This window comes from Microbacterium mitrae (genome assembly GCF_008017445.1).
Lineage (GTDB): Bacteria > Actinomycetota > Actinomycetes > Actinomycetales > Microbacteriaceae > Microbacterium > Microbacterium mitrae.
Window position 1 is genome coordinate 37,204 of sequence record NZ_VRSW01000006.1, and the last position, 14,973, is coordinate 52,176.

Sequence of the window (14,973 nt, forward strand, 5' to 3'; positions counted from 1 at the left end):
ATGAGTCTCATCGACACACCGCTCGCGCACCCGACTCCGGCGGTCGCCGGAGCACGGGGCGCGACGGTGCGGGCGATGGCGATCGGCCAGCACGCGATGCTGCTCCTGCTGGTGATCATCGGCATCGTGCGGGCGATCTCACAGGGCACGGCACCCGCCGCCGCGATCGCCGCTGGGCTCGCCCTCATCGCCTGGCACACCGTCGCGAGCCTCATGCCCAAGCGCGCCCGCACCACCCGGTGGTACGCGCTGTGGCTGGTGGGCTTCGCGATCGCGTGGCTCGTTGCCGTGGCCGTCTCGCCCGAGTTCGTCTGGGTTTCGTTTGTGCTGTGGATTCTCGCCGGGCACCTGTTGCCGCTCGCGTGGGGTCTCACGTTCTCGGCCTTCGTGCTGACCGTCGTGATCGTCGCCCCGATTTTGCACCACGGAACCACGAGCTACGCCAACGTTTTCGGCCCCCTGATCGGCGGCGTCTTTGCGTTCGGAATCTCCCGCGGCTACCTCAAGCTGCTGCGCGACGCGGCGGAGCGCGAGCGCCTGGTCGCTTCGCTCACCCGGGCTCAGGAAGAAATGACGCAGCTGCAGGGCGAGCTCGCGACGGCGCAACGGGAGTCGGGTGCAATCGCCGAGCGCACCCGCATCTCCCGTGATATTCACGACACCGTCGCGCAGGCGCTCTCCTCCATCCGACTGCTCGCGCACGCCGGCGCCGACCGCACCGCCGACCCCGAGGCGGAACGGACGCTCGGTCAGGTGGAGTCGCTCGCCAGCGACAGCCTCTCCGATGTGCGACGCATTGTCGCCTCTCTCGCACCGCGCGAGCTCGAAGACGATGCGCTCACCGCAGCGCTCGGCCGCATGCTCACGCGTCTGCATGACGAGACGGGTATCGGCACCACACTTCATGTCGATGACACCCTGCCACTGCTACCCACCGACATCGAGGTCGCCCTGCTGCGTACCGCCCAGTCGGCACTCGCCAATGTGCGCCTGCACGCCAACGCGCAGCGCGTCGTGATGAGTATGGTCGATGCCGGCGACACGGTGCGCCTCGACATTATCGACGATGGTTCCGGCTTCGACGCGGCGGCCTGGGAGACCAGCACCGACGCCCGGTCATCCAGCTTTGGCATTCGCTTCATGCGGGCACGCCTGCGAGAGCTCGGCGGCGGGCTCGATGTCGAGAGCGCACCCGGCGAAGGCACCGCGCTCTCCGTTCATCTCCCCATGCTGAGGAGTACCCCGTGACCACCGTGCTGATCGTCGATGACCACCCCGTGGTGCGCAGCGGACTGCGCGCCGTGCTGAGCAGCGACACCATCGAAGTGATCGGTGAGGCGGCGACGGGCGAAGAGGCAATCGCGCTCGCCACGCACCTCAACCCCGACGTGGTGCTGTGCGATTTGCGCCTCGGGGATGGCATTGACGGCGTGCAGACGACGGCCGCGTTGCGCGCACTCCAGCCCGCGCCTGCCGTGTTGATCCTCACCACCTACGACCGCGACGCCGAAATTCTCGGCGCCATCGAGGCGGGCGCTGCCGGCTACCTGCTCAAAGATGTCGCGCCCGAGACGATCGCCGACGGCATCGTGCGCGCCGCGGCCGGTGACATGGTATTGGCGCCGAGCCTCGCCTCACGCGTGCTGCGCACCATGCGCCAGCCCATGCCCAAGCTCACCGACCGTGAAGTCGAAGTGCTTCGCCTACTGGCCACTGGTTCCACGAACCGCGAAATCGCGCGTGCGCTCTTCGTAACCGAGGCGACCGTGAAGAGTCACCTCGCGCACATCTTCACCAAGCTCGGCGTCGACAGTCGCTCCCGCGCCATTCACGTCGCCCGCGAGACCGGCCTCATCTAACTGGTTCCCTCACGGAGATCACCACCCGATTCGCCCCAATTTTTCTCGGGTTGTCGATTTATGCGGGGCTGATCCGTCACTCTAATAACGGGCGCCCGCCCGAGAAAGTGGTGACAACATGCAATACCTTCTGATGCTGACCGGTGACGGCGATGTTCCGGCGTGGACGTCTCTGACCGAGGAGGAGCAGGGAGCGCTGATCGCGCGCTTCGAAGAGTTCGATGCGGCCTGTGCGGCGGCGCCTGGTGTGGAACTGATTTCCAGCGGCGCCCTGCAGCCCGGGTTCACGGCGACGACAATTCGGCGTAGCGGCGGCACCCGCGTCGTTACGGAGGGCCCCTATGCCGACATTTACGAAGGCCTTGGTGGGTTCTACCTGATCGATGTGCCCGACCTCGACACGCTTCTCGCATTGAGTGACACACTGCCGCCGTATGACATGGAGCTACGCCCGATCGACGCCATGGAATGAGCGACATTCGCAGCACAGAAGCGGCGCTCCAGCAACACTGGGCGCCGCTTCTGCGGCGGCTCACGGCCTACTCGCGTCGGTTCGATCTCGCAGAAGAGGCACTGGCCGACGCGTTTGAAGAAGCCGTGCGGCTGTGGGGTGCGACGCCACCGGATAACCCGGCAGGCTGGCTGTATCGCACCGCAAAAAACCGACTGGTTGACAGCCTGCGTCACGAACAGGTGTTGCGGCGTCGTCGTCACCTCATCGCGCGGCCCGAGGCCATCGAGCACGAAATCAGCGACGCCGTGGCGCCGACATCACCCGCCGACGACCGCGTCGAACTGCTGTGGCTGGCGTGCCACCCCGCGCTCGCCGCCGAAGTTCGCCCCATCCTCGCCCTGCGGTTTGTGCTGGGCATCGATACGGAGCGCATCGCCTCACTGTTCTTGGTGAACGCACCGACGCTTGCGGCGCGCCTGACCCGCGCGAAAAAGCGCATCGCGGCTGCCGGCCTCTCCACGCGAGATGCCACCCCAGACCCCGATCGTGCCCCCGATGTGGCTCATGCACTGTATCTCGCGTACACTGCCGCGTACTACGCGACCGACCAGGCAGTCGCTTCCGATGTCGTAGCTCTCATCACGACCGCCGCGAGCGCGATTGATGACCCGACGCTTGCCAGCTTGCGCGCGCTCGTGACGCTGACGCACGCGAGGCGGACTGCCCGAAACCCCGATGCCGATACCCTCGTCACCCTGCGCGATCAAGACCGCACGCTGTGGCGCCACGATGAAATCGCGGCCGGTCTTCGCGCCTATGCCGCGATTGAGCCGACGACCGGGTTCGCCGAAGAGCTTCGCATCATGGCGACGATCGCCGCCCTTCACTGCCTCGCACCCTCCGCCGATCGTACGGATTGGCAGGCGATCGACCGCGCGTACGCGAAGCTCGAAGCCCTCACCGGCTCACCCCTCAGCACCCTCAATCGCCAGGCGGCCAGGGCCAGTTCTGGCAGGTCCATCGACCCCGGCGCCGTTGCGCAGCTCATGGCAGAGATTCCGCACCACTACCGCGTTCAGGTGCTCGCCGCACACCTGCAACTCGATGGCGGCGATATCGAGACCGCCAGGGCCACGCTCACCGCCGCTATCGCGCAGTGCCCGGCTCCCCATGAACGTGCGGCGCTTGAAACCGAGCTTCGGCGTATCACCCAGCCCACGGTTCCGCCCGCGCCAGCCGGGTAGTCGCACGCGTTGACGCCCCGCGACGTGTGCGACTCAGGCGTCTGCGGTGAAGTTCGCCGCAAACTCCGCGGCCGGCTCGATCGGCTGAATGATGTCGAGCAACATGCCCTCCGGCGCACCCACGATGAAGTGGCGTTGCCCAAAGGGCTCGTCGCGCAGCGCTTGCACGATCATCACCTCGGGTCGCCCAGCGAGCCGCTGGTGAAGCGGATCGACGTCGTCGACCTCGAAGTTGAGAATGAGGCCCGCCGGAACCATGTGGTAGCCGGCCGGAATCGAATGGTGATCGTGCGCCAGAATTGCCAGCTCAAAGGCGCCGCTGCGCATGCTGACGTAGTCACTGGCCTCGTAGGTGACCGTTAGGTCAAGCGTGTCGCGGTAGAACGCGGCGGTTTCGGTGACCTGCCGCGACATCAAGACCGGGTACAGGCTGGTCATGGTCATGATCTTCTCCTCTTTTACGTACAATGTGTATGTAACACGATCACTATACATACGCTCTGCATGTAAAGGAAGCCCCATGCCCCGCGCCAGCGCTGCCGCAGCCGCCCAGACCGCCGAGCACGTGCTCTCTTGCGCCACCGAACTCTTCGCCGCCCAAGGCTTCGCCGACGTCGCGCTCGACGATGTGGCCTCGGCCGCGAGCGTCACGCGAGGCGCCATCTACCACCACTTCACCAACAAAGCTGGGCTGTTCCGCGCGGTGGTTGACCGACTACAACAGCACGTTGCCGAGGCGGTCGTCGCGGCCGCCGAAGCGGCGGGTGCGGAACCATGGCAGCAGTTGGTCGCAGGGTCGCACGCTTTTCTCGAGGCGATCACTCATGGTTCCGCACCGCGCGTGCTGCTGATCGACGCGCCGTCGGTGCTGGGGTGGTCGCAATGGCGCGAGATCGATGCCACCCACTCGGGATCCCACCTCATCGAGGGGCTACGCGATGTCGGCGTACCCGATGCGGTCCTGCCAGCCATGGCCGCTCAACTGTCTGGCGCGATGAATGACGCCGCGCTGTTCATCATCGAGCATGACGATGCCGACTCACGCGCCGCCGCCCATGCGGTGCTTGACCAGCTGCTGCGCGTGGCGATGCCCCCGCAAGAGCTACCCGGGTAAAAACGGGGGCAAACTAGTTGCATGGATCTTCGTGAGCTCACCGAAATGCCCGATCCGCAGTTCGTCATGTCGGCCGAGGGCCACCGCATCGCGACGTACTCCTGGGGCGATGACGCTGACCCCACGGTGATCGCCGTACACGGCTTCGCCTCCAGCACCCGCGACAATTGGGTCAACACCGGTTGGGTTCGAGAGCTGCTTGACGCCGGCTTTCGCGTGCTCGGCATGGATCAGCGCGGCCACGGCGCAAGCGACAAGCCGCACGATGCGCACCAGTACAGCATGACCATGCTCACCGATGACGTCATCGCCGTGCTCGACACGTACCTCGTCACCGACGCCGTCTATCTCGGCTATTCGCTCGGCGGCCGCGTCGGCTGGCAGGTCATGGCCGACCACCCCGAACACATCAGCCGCGGCGTGCTCGGCGGAATCCCCGATGGCAAGCCGCTGCGCCGCCTCAAGGTTGACGAAGCACGCGCGTTTTTGGACGACGGAACCACGGTGCAAGACAAGACGACGGCGAGGTACGTTTCGCTCGCGTCGCGTCTGCCGGGCAACGATCTTGATGCGCTCTTGGCCCTCGCTGAGGGCATGAATCTCGCCGACGACGTGCCACCGGTCAACAACCCGCCGAGCCAGCCGACGCTCATCGCGACCGGCAGCGACGATGCGATTCTCGAAGACTCACGGTTGCTGCAATCATCGCTTCCGAACAGTGAGTTCTTCGAGATTCCGGCCCGGCACCACATCAACGCACCGGGTTCGCGGGCCTTCCGCGAGGCGGGCATCGCGTTTTTGCGGGGCTGAGTGCGGCAGAGTTTCCGAGATCGGCTCACTGCGTTTCGTCTCGCCCCACTCGTTCAATGCGCGGATGGGTGGGTTCGCCCGGCCGACCCGCAGCGTGGGAGTGCGTGCGGCTAGTTACCGTCGTTGGCTCGCGGCAGATCGGTCGTGCAGTCAACAAACCCGGTTTCGCTGGTCTGCTCCACAATGACGTCGTTGCCAATCGATACCCGACAGGTGACCGTGCGGTCGCCTTGGGTTGATGGCTCGAGGCTCACAATGAACTGGGCGTGATTTTCACTCGTGCTGACATCGGCAACAAACTGCGAGGTTGCCGTTTGCGTCACATCGTCCGCCCCGACGATGTAGCGAACCGCGAACGGATCTTGTGTCGTCGCCACGGCCTCAAACACAACTGTCTGACTCGGCGGGGTTTGCTCCCCCGGTGCGAGCACGAGAATCCACAAGAGAACGGCCAGCGCCCCAGCCCCCAAAAGGCCAAGCGCGAGAATCAATTTCTTCATCGTGTCCCCCGTGGTTCAAGCTCTCCACAGAGCCTACGGGGCAACCCGTGAGCTGTGCATGAGAGTTTCCACACGAACTCGCACCAACGCGCGCACGCCTCGTAAAGTAAAATCGGCATCGCAGTGCCGGGACTCATCAAGGGGGAAAACAATGGTTTCATATGACGAGCTACCAGACATCAAAAAGAAGATGTACCTGTCAGCCATCGACTGCTGGATGTCTGAAACTGACTATCCCGTGCATTTTCTCTACGACGACTGCTATGCGCTTTGGGGCGTAGTCGCCGCAAACTCCTACCAACGGCCAGACCCGTCTTCCGGTGAGGGAGGAGGCGAGTTCACGGGTTTGGTTGAGGCCAATCACCCGTCGATCGCGGGTGATTTCGACACCGTTCGCTCTGCTGTCGACGATGCCTTTCGGCCTTGGGAAGGTCTCCCCGATGGGTCGAGCTGCGACAGCGCGAGGGATGCAAGCGCCGGCGCTGCCGCCGCATTCGGAACATCGGCAGCGGGAACAACGGTCTTGCCGAGCCCCATCCTGAACTCGAAAGACACCGTCAAAGAAGTCACGCTCAACAAGATTTCGGGCGCATTCACCTCCCCGTTCCTGGCTAAATACGATGAAGGTTTCGCCAATGTGATCGGTGGCACAGGAGCCGCTTGCGGCGTTCTCCAGACCGTCTACACTGCCCAGTCGGCCATGTGGAAGCCCGTTCGTCGAGATGTCGCGGAGATCATGGCCAACGCCCAAAGCGCGTTCGCACTTGCCGCAGATCGAGAGCGAGACGCATGGCTCAGTGCCGTCTCCACCGTTGCTCTCACATTCGTTGGCGCCGTCGTCGGCGTTTTTGCCAGCATTGTGACCGCTGGTGCTGCGGCGCCTGCAGTGGCAGCGCTGGCGGGTACCGCCGCGGCCGCAACGACCGCCGTCGCCGCCGTTTCGGCAAGCGCAACCGTCAGCGGCTCCAGCTACCAAGAGATTTGGGGTTCGTTCTTCGACGCTCTCGGCAAGCTCAACCAGTCGATCTACGACGTTGAGAACCAGATGTACACGATGCTCGTTAAGGCACAGAACGCGTTCGCTCAAGAGCCCACGAGCTTCAATCTGGACAAACTCTCGTTGGGGCTTTTTCCCGGCGCAGACGGAATCATGACGATGGATCGGAACGACACCAATCACGTGTCGCGCAACATGGGCACCATTGCCGATGCGCTGGCGACCGCAAAAAGTACCCTCAGCATGGTTCCGTCAACTTATGCCGTTCAACGACACGAGTCCATCGGTATGGGCGCGACCGGGCCCATGGTTTCCGCGGTCGATGTGCACAACGCCGTCGTCAATGACCTCAACGCCACGGCGAAGGAGTACGCGCGCGGACAAGACCTGTTCGACGCCGTCGTTGAAGACTTCTTCTCATCGGACGCCGCCGCAACAACGACGGTCAACGCTCTTATCGCCGACGAAGCGCTCACCGGAAACAACTAGTCGTCGGTGGGGCGCCCCGCCGCAAATGGGCGCCCCACCGGAAAGAAAGGTCCCAACAATGGCCACGAGCCGATTCCTCGGCGAGGTGACGTTCACGCAACTCGTCAACGGCGCAGTGTTCGAAACCCTCATGGACTATGAGTCGCGCGAGCTGCCCGTCACCATCTTTCTGCACCACCCTGATACCTTCACCGACCGCTACATCGAACTGATCGATAGCGCGCTCGAGGTGTTCGCCTCGATCGATGAGATGTCTCGACAGGCAATCGCCACTGAGATCACCGACGAGACGTCACAACCATGGATCGTTCAAGACGGGTACCGCGATGACATCAACGAGCGCTGGGAGGGTACCGATGAAGAGTTTGTCGAGCGCCTCCAGGTGCGTTCGATCGAGTTTCACCCTGACGGCGGCACCGAAGACGTGGATCGAGTCATCACGACCTATGCCCTGCATTTGACGCCTCTCGATCCCAATATCGTGGTGCGTTTGAAACAGAGCCTCGGCCCCTTCGTCGATCCTGCCGAATAGACACGATGCGGAACCATGGCGCAGCGACCGAGCCGGAACGAATCGAAGTTCCGAGGTCGGCTCGCTGCGTTTCGTCTCGCTCCGCTCGCTCGACGGGCGGATGGTTGGTTCCGCTCTTCGAGCAAAAGTCACGGGGTCTCGGGAATCCCAATGCACAGATAGACTGATCAGACTCCCGCCGCCTTGACTCTGGAGCACGCGTGACTGCCGCAGCTGAGAACCCCGTTCGCCCCGTCGCCGACACTGTCGAAAACGCCATCGCTACCCCGGAGAAGGAGCAGCCGTACGCGGCACTCGGACTCAAGAGCGATGAGTACGACCAGATCAAGGAGATCCTCGGTCGCCGCCCCACTTCGGGCGAGCTGGCGATGTACTCCGTGATGTGGTCGGAGCACTGCTCCTACAAGTCGTCGAAGATGTACCTTCGCAAGTTCGGCGAGAAGGTCACGCCGGAGATGAAGGAACGCCTCATGGTTGGCATGGGGCAAAACGCCGGCGTTGTTGACATCGGCGAAGGCTGGGCGGTCACCTTCAAGGTCGAATCGCACAACCACCCGTCGTACATCGAGCCCTTCCAGGGCGCCGCGACCGGCGTTGGCGGCATCGTCCGCGACATTATCTCCATGGGTGCGCGCCCGGTTGCCGTGATGGATCAGCTGCGTTTCGGCGCGATCGACCACCCCGACACCGCTCGCGTTGTGCACGGCGTGGTGTCGGGCATTTCGTTCTACGGAAACTGCCTCGGCCTGCCGAACATCGGCGGCGAGACGGTTTTTGACTCGGTTTACCAGGCAAACCCGCTCGTGAACGCGCTTGCCGTTGGCGTCATGCGCCACGAAGACATCAAGCTGGCTAACGCCACGGGTGCGGGCAACAAGGTTGTGCTGTTCGGTGCGCGCACCGGTGGCGACGGCATTGGTGGCGCCTCGATCCTCGCGTCGGACTCGTTCGACGAAGGCGGCCCGACCAAGCGCCCCGCCGTTCAGGTTGGCGACCCGTTCGCTGAGAAGGTGCTCATCGAGTGCTGCCTTGAGCTCTACAAGGGCGAACTGGTCGAGGCCATTCAAGACCTCGGCGCTGCCGGCATCTCCTGCGCAACCAGCGAGCTCGCGGCAAACGGTGGTTCCGGCATGCGCGTTGACCTCGAAAACGTCCTACTGCGCGACTCCACGCTGACGCCGGAAGAAATTCTGATGTCGGAGTCGCAGGAGCGCATGATGGCAATCGTCGCTCCCGAGAAGCTCGACGCGTTCATGGCCGTCGTGAACAAGTGGGACGTGGAGACCAGCGTTCTGGGCGAGGTCACCGGCGACGGGCGCCTGCAGATTTTCTGGCACGGCGAAGAGATCGTCAACGTTGACCCCTCAACGGTCGCCGTTGACGGCCCGGTGTACGAGCGTCCCGTCGCCTACCCGGCGTGGATCGACGCGGTGCAGACCGACTCGGCTGCCGCTCTTGAGCGCTCCAGCGACCCCGCCGTGCTGAAGGAGCAATTCCTCAAGCTCACCGCGTCGCCGAACCTGGCCGACACCAGCTGGATCACCAACCAGTACGACTACTACGTTGGCGGCAACACCGCCCTGGCCTTCCCCGACGACGCCGGCATGATTCGCGTTGACGAGGAGTCGGGCCTGGGCTTTGCCATCGCGACCGACGCGAACGGCCGCTACTGCTACCTCGACCCGTACGAGGGCGCCAAGCTCGCTCTTGCCGAGGCATACCGCAACGTCGCCGTCACCGGCGCGATTCCGACGGCCGTCACCGACTGCCTGAACTTCGGCTCCCCCGAGAACCCCGAGGTGATGTGGCAGTTCTCCCGCGCCGTCGAGGGTCTCGCCGACGGCTGTGTTGAACTCGGCATTCCGGTGACCGGCGGCAACGTGTCGTTCTACAACCAGACCGGCGATGTTCCGATTCACCCGACGCCCGTTGTCGGTGTGCTCGGCATCATCGATGACGTTGCCCGCCGCATTCCGTCTGGCTGGCAAGACGCGGGCGAAAACCTGTACCTGCTGGGCGTCACCGCCACCGAGCTTTCGGGCTCGCAGTGGGCCGGCGTCATCCACGATCACCTCGGCGGGCGCCCGCCGGCGGTTGACCTGGCGGCTGAGAAGACGCTCGCCGGCCTGCTGCGTGCGGGTGCCGAGCAGGGCCTCATCTCTGCAGCGCACGACCTCAGCGAGGGTGGCCTGGCTCAGGCGCTCGTTGACACCACCACGCGCTTCGGTGTTGGCGCCCGCGTGTGGCTGACCGAGATCATGGAACGCGACGGTGTTGATGCCGCCGCCGCCCTGTTCTCCGAGTCGACCGGTCGCGTCATCGTCTCGGTTCCGCGTGAAGAAGACGTGAAGTTCCGTGGCCTGTGCGATGGTCGCGGCTACCCGGTGCTGCGCATCGGTGTGACCGACATTGCCTCGGAGAACGCGACGCTTGAGATTCAAGATGTGCTCACCGTCTCGGTCGACGAACTTCGCGAGGTTTCCCGCGCCACCCTTCCCGCCGCTTTCGGCGCCGTCATCCCGGCAGGTGTGTAATGACTGAAGCAGACGACGAACTCGAAGCCATGCGCGAATCGCGCCTCGGCCGCACGCGCATGGTGGCCTGGATTGTGATCATCGCGCTGGTGCTCGGTGGCGGCGGCGCGACCGTTCTCGCGCTCCTGCTGAACTAGCGCGAATTTCGAGGGGAAAGCCGCCGCGCGACGTAGGGTGGAGGCGTGGACTTTTGGAACTTTGCGGCCGCCTACTGGTGGCTGGTGTTTCCGCTGATGGGCGTGGGTAGCGCCGTCGCCGGAAACATGCGTCGCGCGTCGAAGGCGCGCCACAAGCGACGTCTCGAGCTCCTGGCCGCCAAGCGAGACCTCAAGGCGGCAGAAATCCAAGCGCGGGCAACGCAACGCGCCGAGCGCCAGGGCCTGCCGATTCCGCAGTACCAGCACCCGGTTCCGCTCGGCAGTGTCGCCGCAGACGCGGCGGCCATCCCTACGACCCGCGAGCAAGAGATCACACGGCTGATGGCGGAGCACGATGACGTCGTGAAGCGATGGCTGGACTACGAACTCGACGTGGCCAAACTCATTGCCTACCCGGCGATGAGCGATGGCCGCAATGAGCTCACGGCTACCTTCTTGCGGGCAAAGCGTCGCGCCGACACGCTGCGGCCCGAGTCGGCCGACGCGAAGGTTGATGCCGACGCGATTCGCGCCTATCGCGAGGCCGTCATCGACTTTGGCTCGGCCTTCGATGTGGCCGAGCGCGATGCCAAGCGTCAGAAGAATCGGGCGTTCAGCGACGACGAGCGCAAACGCCTCGATCGCGCGCTACAGCTGCTGCGCGTCGCAGAAGACCAGGGCGCGACGCAGGCCGAACGCCAGGTTGCCTACCGCCGCGTGCGCGAAGAGCTCGACGGGCTGATCGTCATCTCCGACGAAGCCATCAGCGTGCTCGAAAAGAAGGTCGCAGGCGAAATCACGAGCGGCGATACTCCCCCGCTGCCGCAGACGCAGACGCCGGCGCAGGCACAGCCGCCCGCGAAGCCGCAGACGCAGACACCGGAACCATAGCGCAGCGAGTGCACGCCGAATCCCGCGAATGCGCGCCGCGGCACTAGCCTGAGTTCATGAATTCGAGAGGCGCCGCGCGTGAGTGAGGCGTGGGATGGGCACGACCGCGGAACGCGCGGCTATCGGTTGCTCATCGTCGCACTCTTCGCGGCGGGCGTGGCCACGTTTTCGCAGCTGTACTCGGTGCAGGGAGTGCTACCTGAGCTCGCCGCCGATCAGGGCGTGAGCGAATCAACCGCAGCGCTTGCTGTCTCGGCGGCGACTCTGGGGCTGGCCATCGCGGTGATTCCGTGGTCGCGCATGGCCGACCGCCGCGGCCGCCGCTTCACGATGCGCGTTGCGATCTCCGCGGCCGTGGTTCTCGGCCTTATTGTGCCGTTCTCCCCCACGTTCGAGGCGCTATTGGTGCTGCGATTCATTGAGGGTGCGGCGCTGGGCGGCATCCCCGCCGTCGCGCTGGCGTACCTCGCCGAAGAGATCTCGCCACGCGCCGCCGCCATCGCCAGCGGCACCTACATCTCGGGAACGTCTCTTGGCGGCCTCGCCGGACGCATCATTTCGGGCCCGCTCAGCGAGGTCTTCACATGGCGCACCGGAACCCTGGTGGTCTCCATCATCGCGGCCATTGCCGGCATCGTGTTCTTCCTGCTGGCACCCGCGCCGCGCGGCTTCGAACCGGTGATCCGTGGTTCCGCTCGCGATATTCCGCTAGCTCGCAAGATCATGACGTGCCTGCGTGACTCCCGCCTCGTCGCATTGTTCTGTCAGGGCGGACTGCTCATGGGCGGCTTCGTCGCGGTCTACAACTATCTCGGGTTCCGCCTCCAGGCGCCGCCGTTTCTGATTCCGGCGACCATCTCCTCCTTCCTGTTTCTCGCCTACCTCTCCGGCACCTGGTCATCGGCGCAATCGGGGCGCGCGGCGCTGCGGGTGGGGCGATACCGGGTGCTGATTGGCTCCTCGGCGCTCATGTTGGTCGGCCTCGCGATCACGATTTCCAACGCCATCGTCGCGGTCATCATCGGCCTGCTCATCTTCACGGCCGGATTCTTCGCGGCACACGCCACCGCCTCTGGCTGGATTCCGGCGATCGCACACGTCGGCCGGGCACAGGCGTCGAGCCTTTACAACCTCGCCTACTACGGCGGCTCGAGCCTATTCGGGTGGGCCGTCGGCCTGGCGTTTCAGCCGTGGGGCTGGCTCGGCGTCGCCGCGACCGTTGGCGCGCTCATTCTGGTCGCGATGCTGATCGCGGCGTTCTGGCTCGGCCGTGACGCTACCGGCCGCGCCGATCTTCGCGCCGCAATGTAGGTTCCGGAACCTGCACTCGCCACCGGGGGATCGCTGGGGCTTGCAGATCGCGTCAAACTATTCAGGCGCTCCCTCTTGCCACTCGCGTGGTTATGTGGTTAGTTAGTCGAGTAACTAACCAAGTAAGTGGGAGGTGTTCGTGATCGAAGAAGGCAAACCGCTCTTCGTCCAGATCGCAGAGCAGATCGAAGACTCCATCGTCGAGGGCTCGCTCGTCGAAGAGGGTCAGGCGCCGTCCACCAATGAACTCGCCGCGTTTTATCGCATCAACCCGGCGACCGCCGCGAAGGGAGTGAACATGCTCGTTGACAAAGGTGTGCTGTACAAGCGCCGCGGAATCGGCATGTTTGTCGCCCAGGGAGCGCGCGAAAACCTGCTGATTGAGCGGCGAGGCATCTTTGCCGACCGCTTTGTTGAGCCGCTCATCATCGAGGCTCGCAAGCTCGGGCTCACGACGGACGACTTGGCCGCTCTCATCCGAGATCGTGCCGCACAGACACAAACTGAAGGGGAAAGCCGATGACCACTGTTGTCGAAGTGAAGAACCTCACCAAGCGATACCGCAAGACGACCGCGGTCGAGAACGTGAGCTTCTCGCTGGAGGAGAACACCATCTACGGCCTGCTTGGCCGCAACGGCGCTGGCAAGACCACGGTGATGTCGATTATCACCGCGCAGAACTTCGCGACGTCGGGTGATGTGCGGGTGTTCGGCGAGGCACCGTACGAAAACGCCAAGGTTCTTAACCGCATGTGCTTCGTGCGAGAGAGTCAGCGATACCCCGACGGCTGGGTTGCGCGCAACGCTATCGCGGCCGCAGCACTCATATTCCCGAATTGGAATGAGGAGCTGGCGCAGCGTCTCATCGCAGACTTCCAGTTGCCGCTCAACCGCGATATCAAGAAGGTTTCACGCGGTCAGCTCTCGGCGATCGGCGTGATTATCGGCATCGCCTCCCGCGCCGAGATCACCTTCTTCGACGAGCCCTACCTGGGGCTGGACGCCGTCGCTCGCCAAATCTTCTACGACCGACTGCTTGAGGATTACACCGAGCATCCGCGCACCATTATTCTCTCCAGCCACCTCATCGACGAAGTCTCTAACCTCATTGAACGCGTGTTGGTGATCGACGCCGGCAAGATCATCATGGATGAAACCACCGATGATCTCCGCGATCGTGCAACGGCCCTGGTCGGCGACACCGCGGCTGTCGAGGCGTTCGCGGCGGATCGTGAGGTGCTGCACCGTGAATCGCTCGGACGCGTCACCAGCCTGACCGTGCTCGGTCACATCTCACCGGACGAGCGTCACGCATTGAGCGCGGCCGGCGTCGATCTTGCCCCCGTTTCGCTTCAGCAACTCATCGTGCGGCTCACGCAGGCCGCCGCAGAGCAGAAGGAGGTCGTGCGATGAGTCGCATCGGCACCGTTACCCGCATGCAGTTCGTCAACCGCTGGACCTTCGTGTGGATCCCCCTGATTATTCTGGGCAGCTCCTTTCTGGTCTCGCTTCTCGTCTACATCTTGATCCCCGAATCCGGCCCGAAGTTCGGCGGCGGATCGCAAGCGCCCATGTGGTACATGCTGAGCGCGGGCATCATGGCGATGGCGGCGACCTTCCCGTTCTCCCAGGCGATGAGCGTGACCAGGCGCGAGTTCTACATCGGAACGCTGAGCGCCGGTGCCATCGCCGCAGCGATTCTGGCGTTGATCGTTGTCGTTGGCGGACTCATCGAAGAGGTCACCGGTGGGTGGGGAGTCAATGGCTTCTTCTTCCGTCTGCCATGGCTGTGGACGGCGGGCCCATTCGTTGCCGGGCTGTTCTACTTCACGGTCACCATGTTGCTGTTCACGATCGGCTTCTTCTTCGCGACGGTCTACCGCCGCTGGGGAGCGCGCGGACTCACCTTCGGGCTGGTCGGCTTCGGTTTGGTGCTCGTGTTGATCATCGGCGCGATCACTCGGCTCGAGATTTGGGGAGCGGTGGCCGAGTTCTTCCTCGCCGCCGGCGTCACCGGACTCACCTTCATGCTGCTGGCGCTCATGCTCATCTTCGCTGTCGCCGCCTACCTGCCGCTACGCCGCTCGGTGCCGTAAACCGG

The 14,973-nt window shown here is 64.2% G+C and carries 17 protein-coding genes; 15 read left to right on the forward strand and 2 right to left on the reverse strand.

Features of this window, described 5'->3' with window-relative positions:
• From FVP60_RS12530 to FVP60_RS12545, 4 genes are all read left to right on the forward strand, one after another.
• A complete protein-coding gene (locus FVP60_RS12530) occupies nucleotides 1–1,248 on the forward strand; it encodes a sensor histidine kinase (RefSeq protein WP_147826634.1) in 1,248 nt (415 codons plus the stop codon).
• Nucleotides 1,245–1,859, forward strand: coding sequence for a response regulator (locus FVP60_RS12535; protein ID WP_147826635.1), 615 nt, complete (start codon nucleotides 1,245–1,247; stop codon nucleotides 1,857–1,859). Before FVP60_RS12530 ends, FVP60_RS12535 begins: the two co-directional genes overlap by 4 nt.
• Nucleotides 1,860–1,977: 118 nt before the next feature.
• Nucleotides 1,978–2,331, forward strand: a complete 354-nt coding sequence (locus tag FVP60_RS12540) for a YciI family protein (RefSeq protein ID WP_147826636.1) — start codon at nucleotides 1,978–1,980, stop codon at nucleotides 2,329–2,331.
• Nucleotides 2,328–3,557 carry a DUF6596 domain-containing protein gene (locus FVP60_RS12545; RefSeq protein ID WP_147826637.1) on the forward strand — a complete coding sequence of 410 codons (1,230 nt, stop codon included), beginning with the start codon at nucleotides 2,328–2,330 and terminating at the stop codon, nucleotides 3,555–3,557. Before FVP60_RS12540 ends, FVP60_RS12545 begins: the two co-directional genes overlap by 4 nt.
• 33 nt (nucleotides 3,558–3,590) lie before the next feature.
• Here FVP60_RS12545 and FVP60_RS12550 read toward each other — a convergent pair whose 3' ends face one another.
• A complete protein-coding gene (locus FVP60_RS12550) occupies nucleotides 3,591–4,001 on the reverse strand; it encodes a VOC family protein (RefSeq protein ID WP_147826638.1) in 411 nt (136 codons plus the stop codon).
• Between the two features lie 76 nt (nucleotides 4,002–4,077).
• On the opposite strand from FVP60_RS12550, the gene FVP60_RS12555 reads away from it, so the two are divergent.
• Both FVP60_RS12555 and FVP60_RS12560 read left to right on the forward strand, forming a co-directional pair.
• A complete protein-coding gene (locus tag FVP60_RS12555; protein ID WP_147826639.1) occupies nucleotides 4,078–4,671 on the forward strand; it encodes a TetR/AcrR family transcriptional regulator in 594 nt (197 codons plus the stop codon).
• Between the two features lie 21 nt (nucleotides 4,672–4,692).
• Nucleotides 4,693–5,481, forward strand: coding sequence for an alpha/beta fold hydrolase (locus FVP60_RS12560; RefSeq protein WP_147826640.1), 789 nt, complete (start codon nucleotides 4,693–4,695; stop codon nucleotides 5,479–5,481).
• A 110-nt stretch (nucleotides 5,482–5,591) separates the two neighbouring features.
• On the opposite strand, the gene FVP60_RS12565 is transcribed toward FVP60_RS12560, so the two are convergent.
• The gene (locus tag FVP60_RS12565; protein WP_147826641.1) at nucleotides 5,592–5,981 is read right to left on the reverse strand and encodes a hypothetical protein; all 390 of its coding nucleotides are present in this window, start codon (nucleotides 5,979–5,981) and stop codon (nucleotides 5,592–5,594) included.
• Nucleotides 5,982–6,132: 151 nt separating this feature from the next.
• On the opposite strand from FVP60_RS12565, the gene FVP60_RS12570 reads away from it, so the two are divergent.
• From FVP60_RS12570 to FVP60_RS12605, 9 genes are all read left to right on the forward strand, one after another.
• Nucleotides 6,133–7,467 (forward strand): hypothetical protein, encoded by a 1,335-nt coding sequence (locus FVP60_RS12570; RefSeq protein ID WP_147826642.1) that lies wholly within the window; start codon nucleotides 6,133–6,135, stop codon nucleotides 7,465–7,467.
• 58 nt (nucleotides 7,468–7,525) lie between these two features.
• On the forward strand, nucleotides 7,526–7,999 hold the full coding sequence (locus tag FVP60_RS12575; protein ID WP_147826643.1) for a hypothetical protein: 474 nt from the start codon (nucleotides 7,526–7,528) through the stop codon (nucleotides 7,997–7,999).
• A 200-nt stretch (nucleotides 8,000–8,199) separates the two neighbouring features.
• A complete protein-coding gene (purL, locus tag FVP60_RS12580; protein ID WP_147826644.1) occupies nucleotides 8,200–10,533 on the forward strand; it encodes a phosphoribosylformylglycinamidine synthase subunit PurL in 2,334 nt (777 codons plus the stop codon).
• Entirely contained in the window at nucleotides 10,533–10,670 is a 138-nt protein-coding gene (locus FVP60_RS13115) for a hypothetical protein (protein WP_187240675.1), read from the forward strand. Before purL ends, FVP60_RS13115 begins: the two co-directional genes overlap by 1 nt.
• Before the next feature lie 45 nt (nucleotides 10,671–10,715).
• On the forward strand, nucleotides 10,716–11,561 hold the full coding sequence (locus FVP60_RS12585) for a hypothetical protein (RefSeq protein ID WP_246132616.1): 846 nt from the start codon (nucleotides 10,716–10,718) through the stop codon (nucleotides 11,559–11,561).
• Between the two features lie 78 nt (nucleotides 11,562–11,639).
• Nucleotides 11,640–12,872 carry an MFS transporter gene (locus tag FVP60_RS12590; protein ID WP_147826645.1) on the forward strand — a complete coding sequence of 411 codons (1,233 nt, stop codon included), beginning with the start codon at nucleotides 11,640–11,642 and terminating at the stop codon, nucleotides 12,870–12,872.
• Between the two features lie 139 nt (nucleotides 12,873–13,011).
• Nucleotides 13,012–13,395: a GntR family transcriptional regulator gene (locus FVP60_RS12595; RefSeq protein ID WP_147826646.1), complete on the forward strand. Its 384-nt coding sequence runs from the start codon at nucleotides 13,012–13,014 to the stop codon at nucleotides 13,393–13,395.
• Nucleotides 13,392–14,285: an ATP-binding cassette domain-containing protein gene (locus FVP60_RS12600; RefSeq protein ID WP_147826647.1), complete on the forward strand. Its 894-nt coding sequence runs from the start codon at nucleotides 13,392–13,394 to the stop codon at nucleotides 14,283–14,285. The genes FVP60_RS12595 and FVP60_RS12600 overlap by 4 nt, the downstream gene beginning before the upstream one ends.
• Nucleotides 14,282–14,968, forward strand: coding sequence for a hypothetical protein (locus FVP60_RS12605; protein WP_147826648.1), 687 nt, complete (start codon nucleotides 14,282–14,284; stop codon nucleotides 14,966–14,968). The genes FVP60_RS12600 and FVP60_RS12605 overlap by 4 nt, the downstream gene beginning before the upstream one ends.
• The last annotated feature ends 5 nt before the right edge of the window (nucleotides 14,969–14,973 follow it).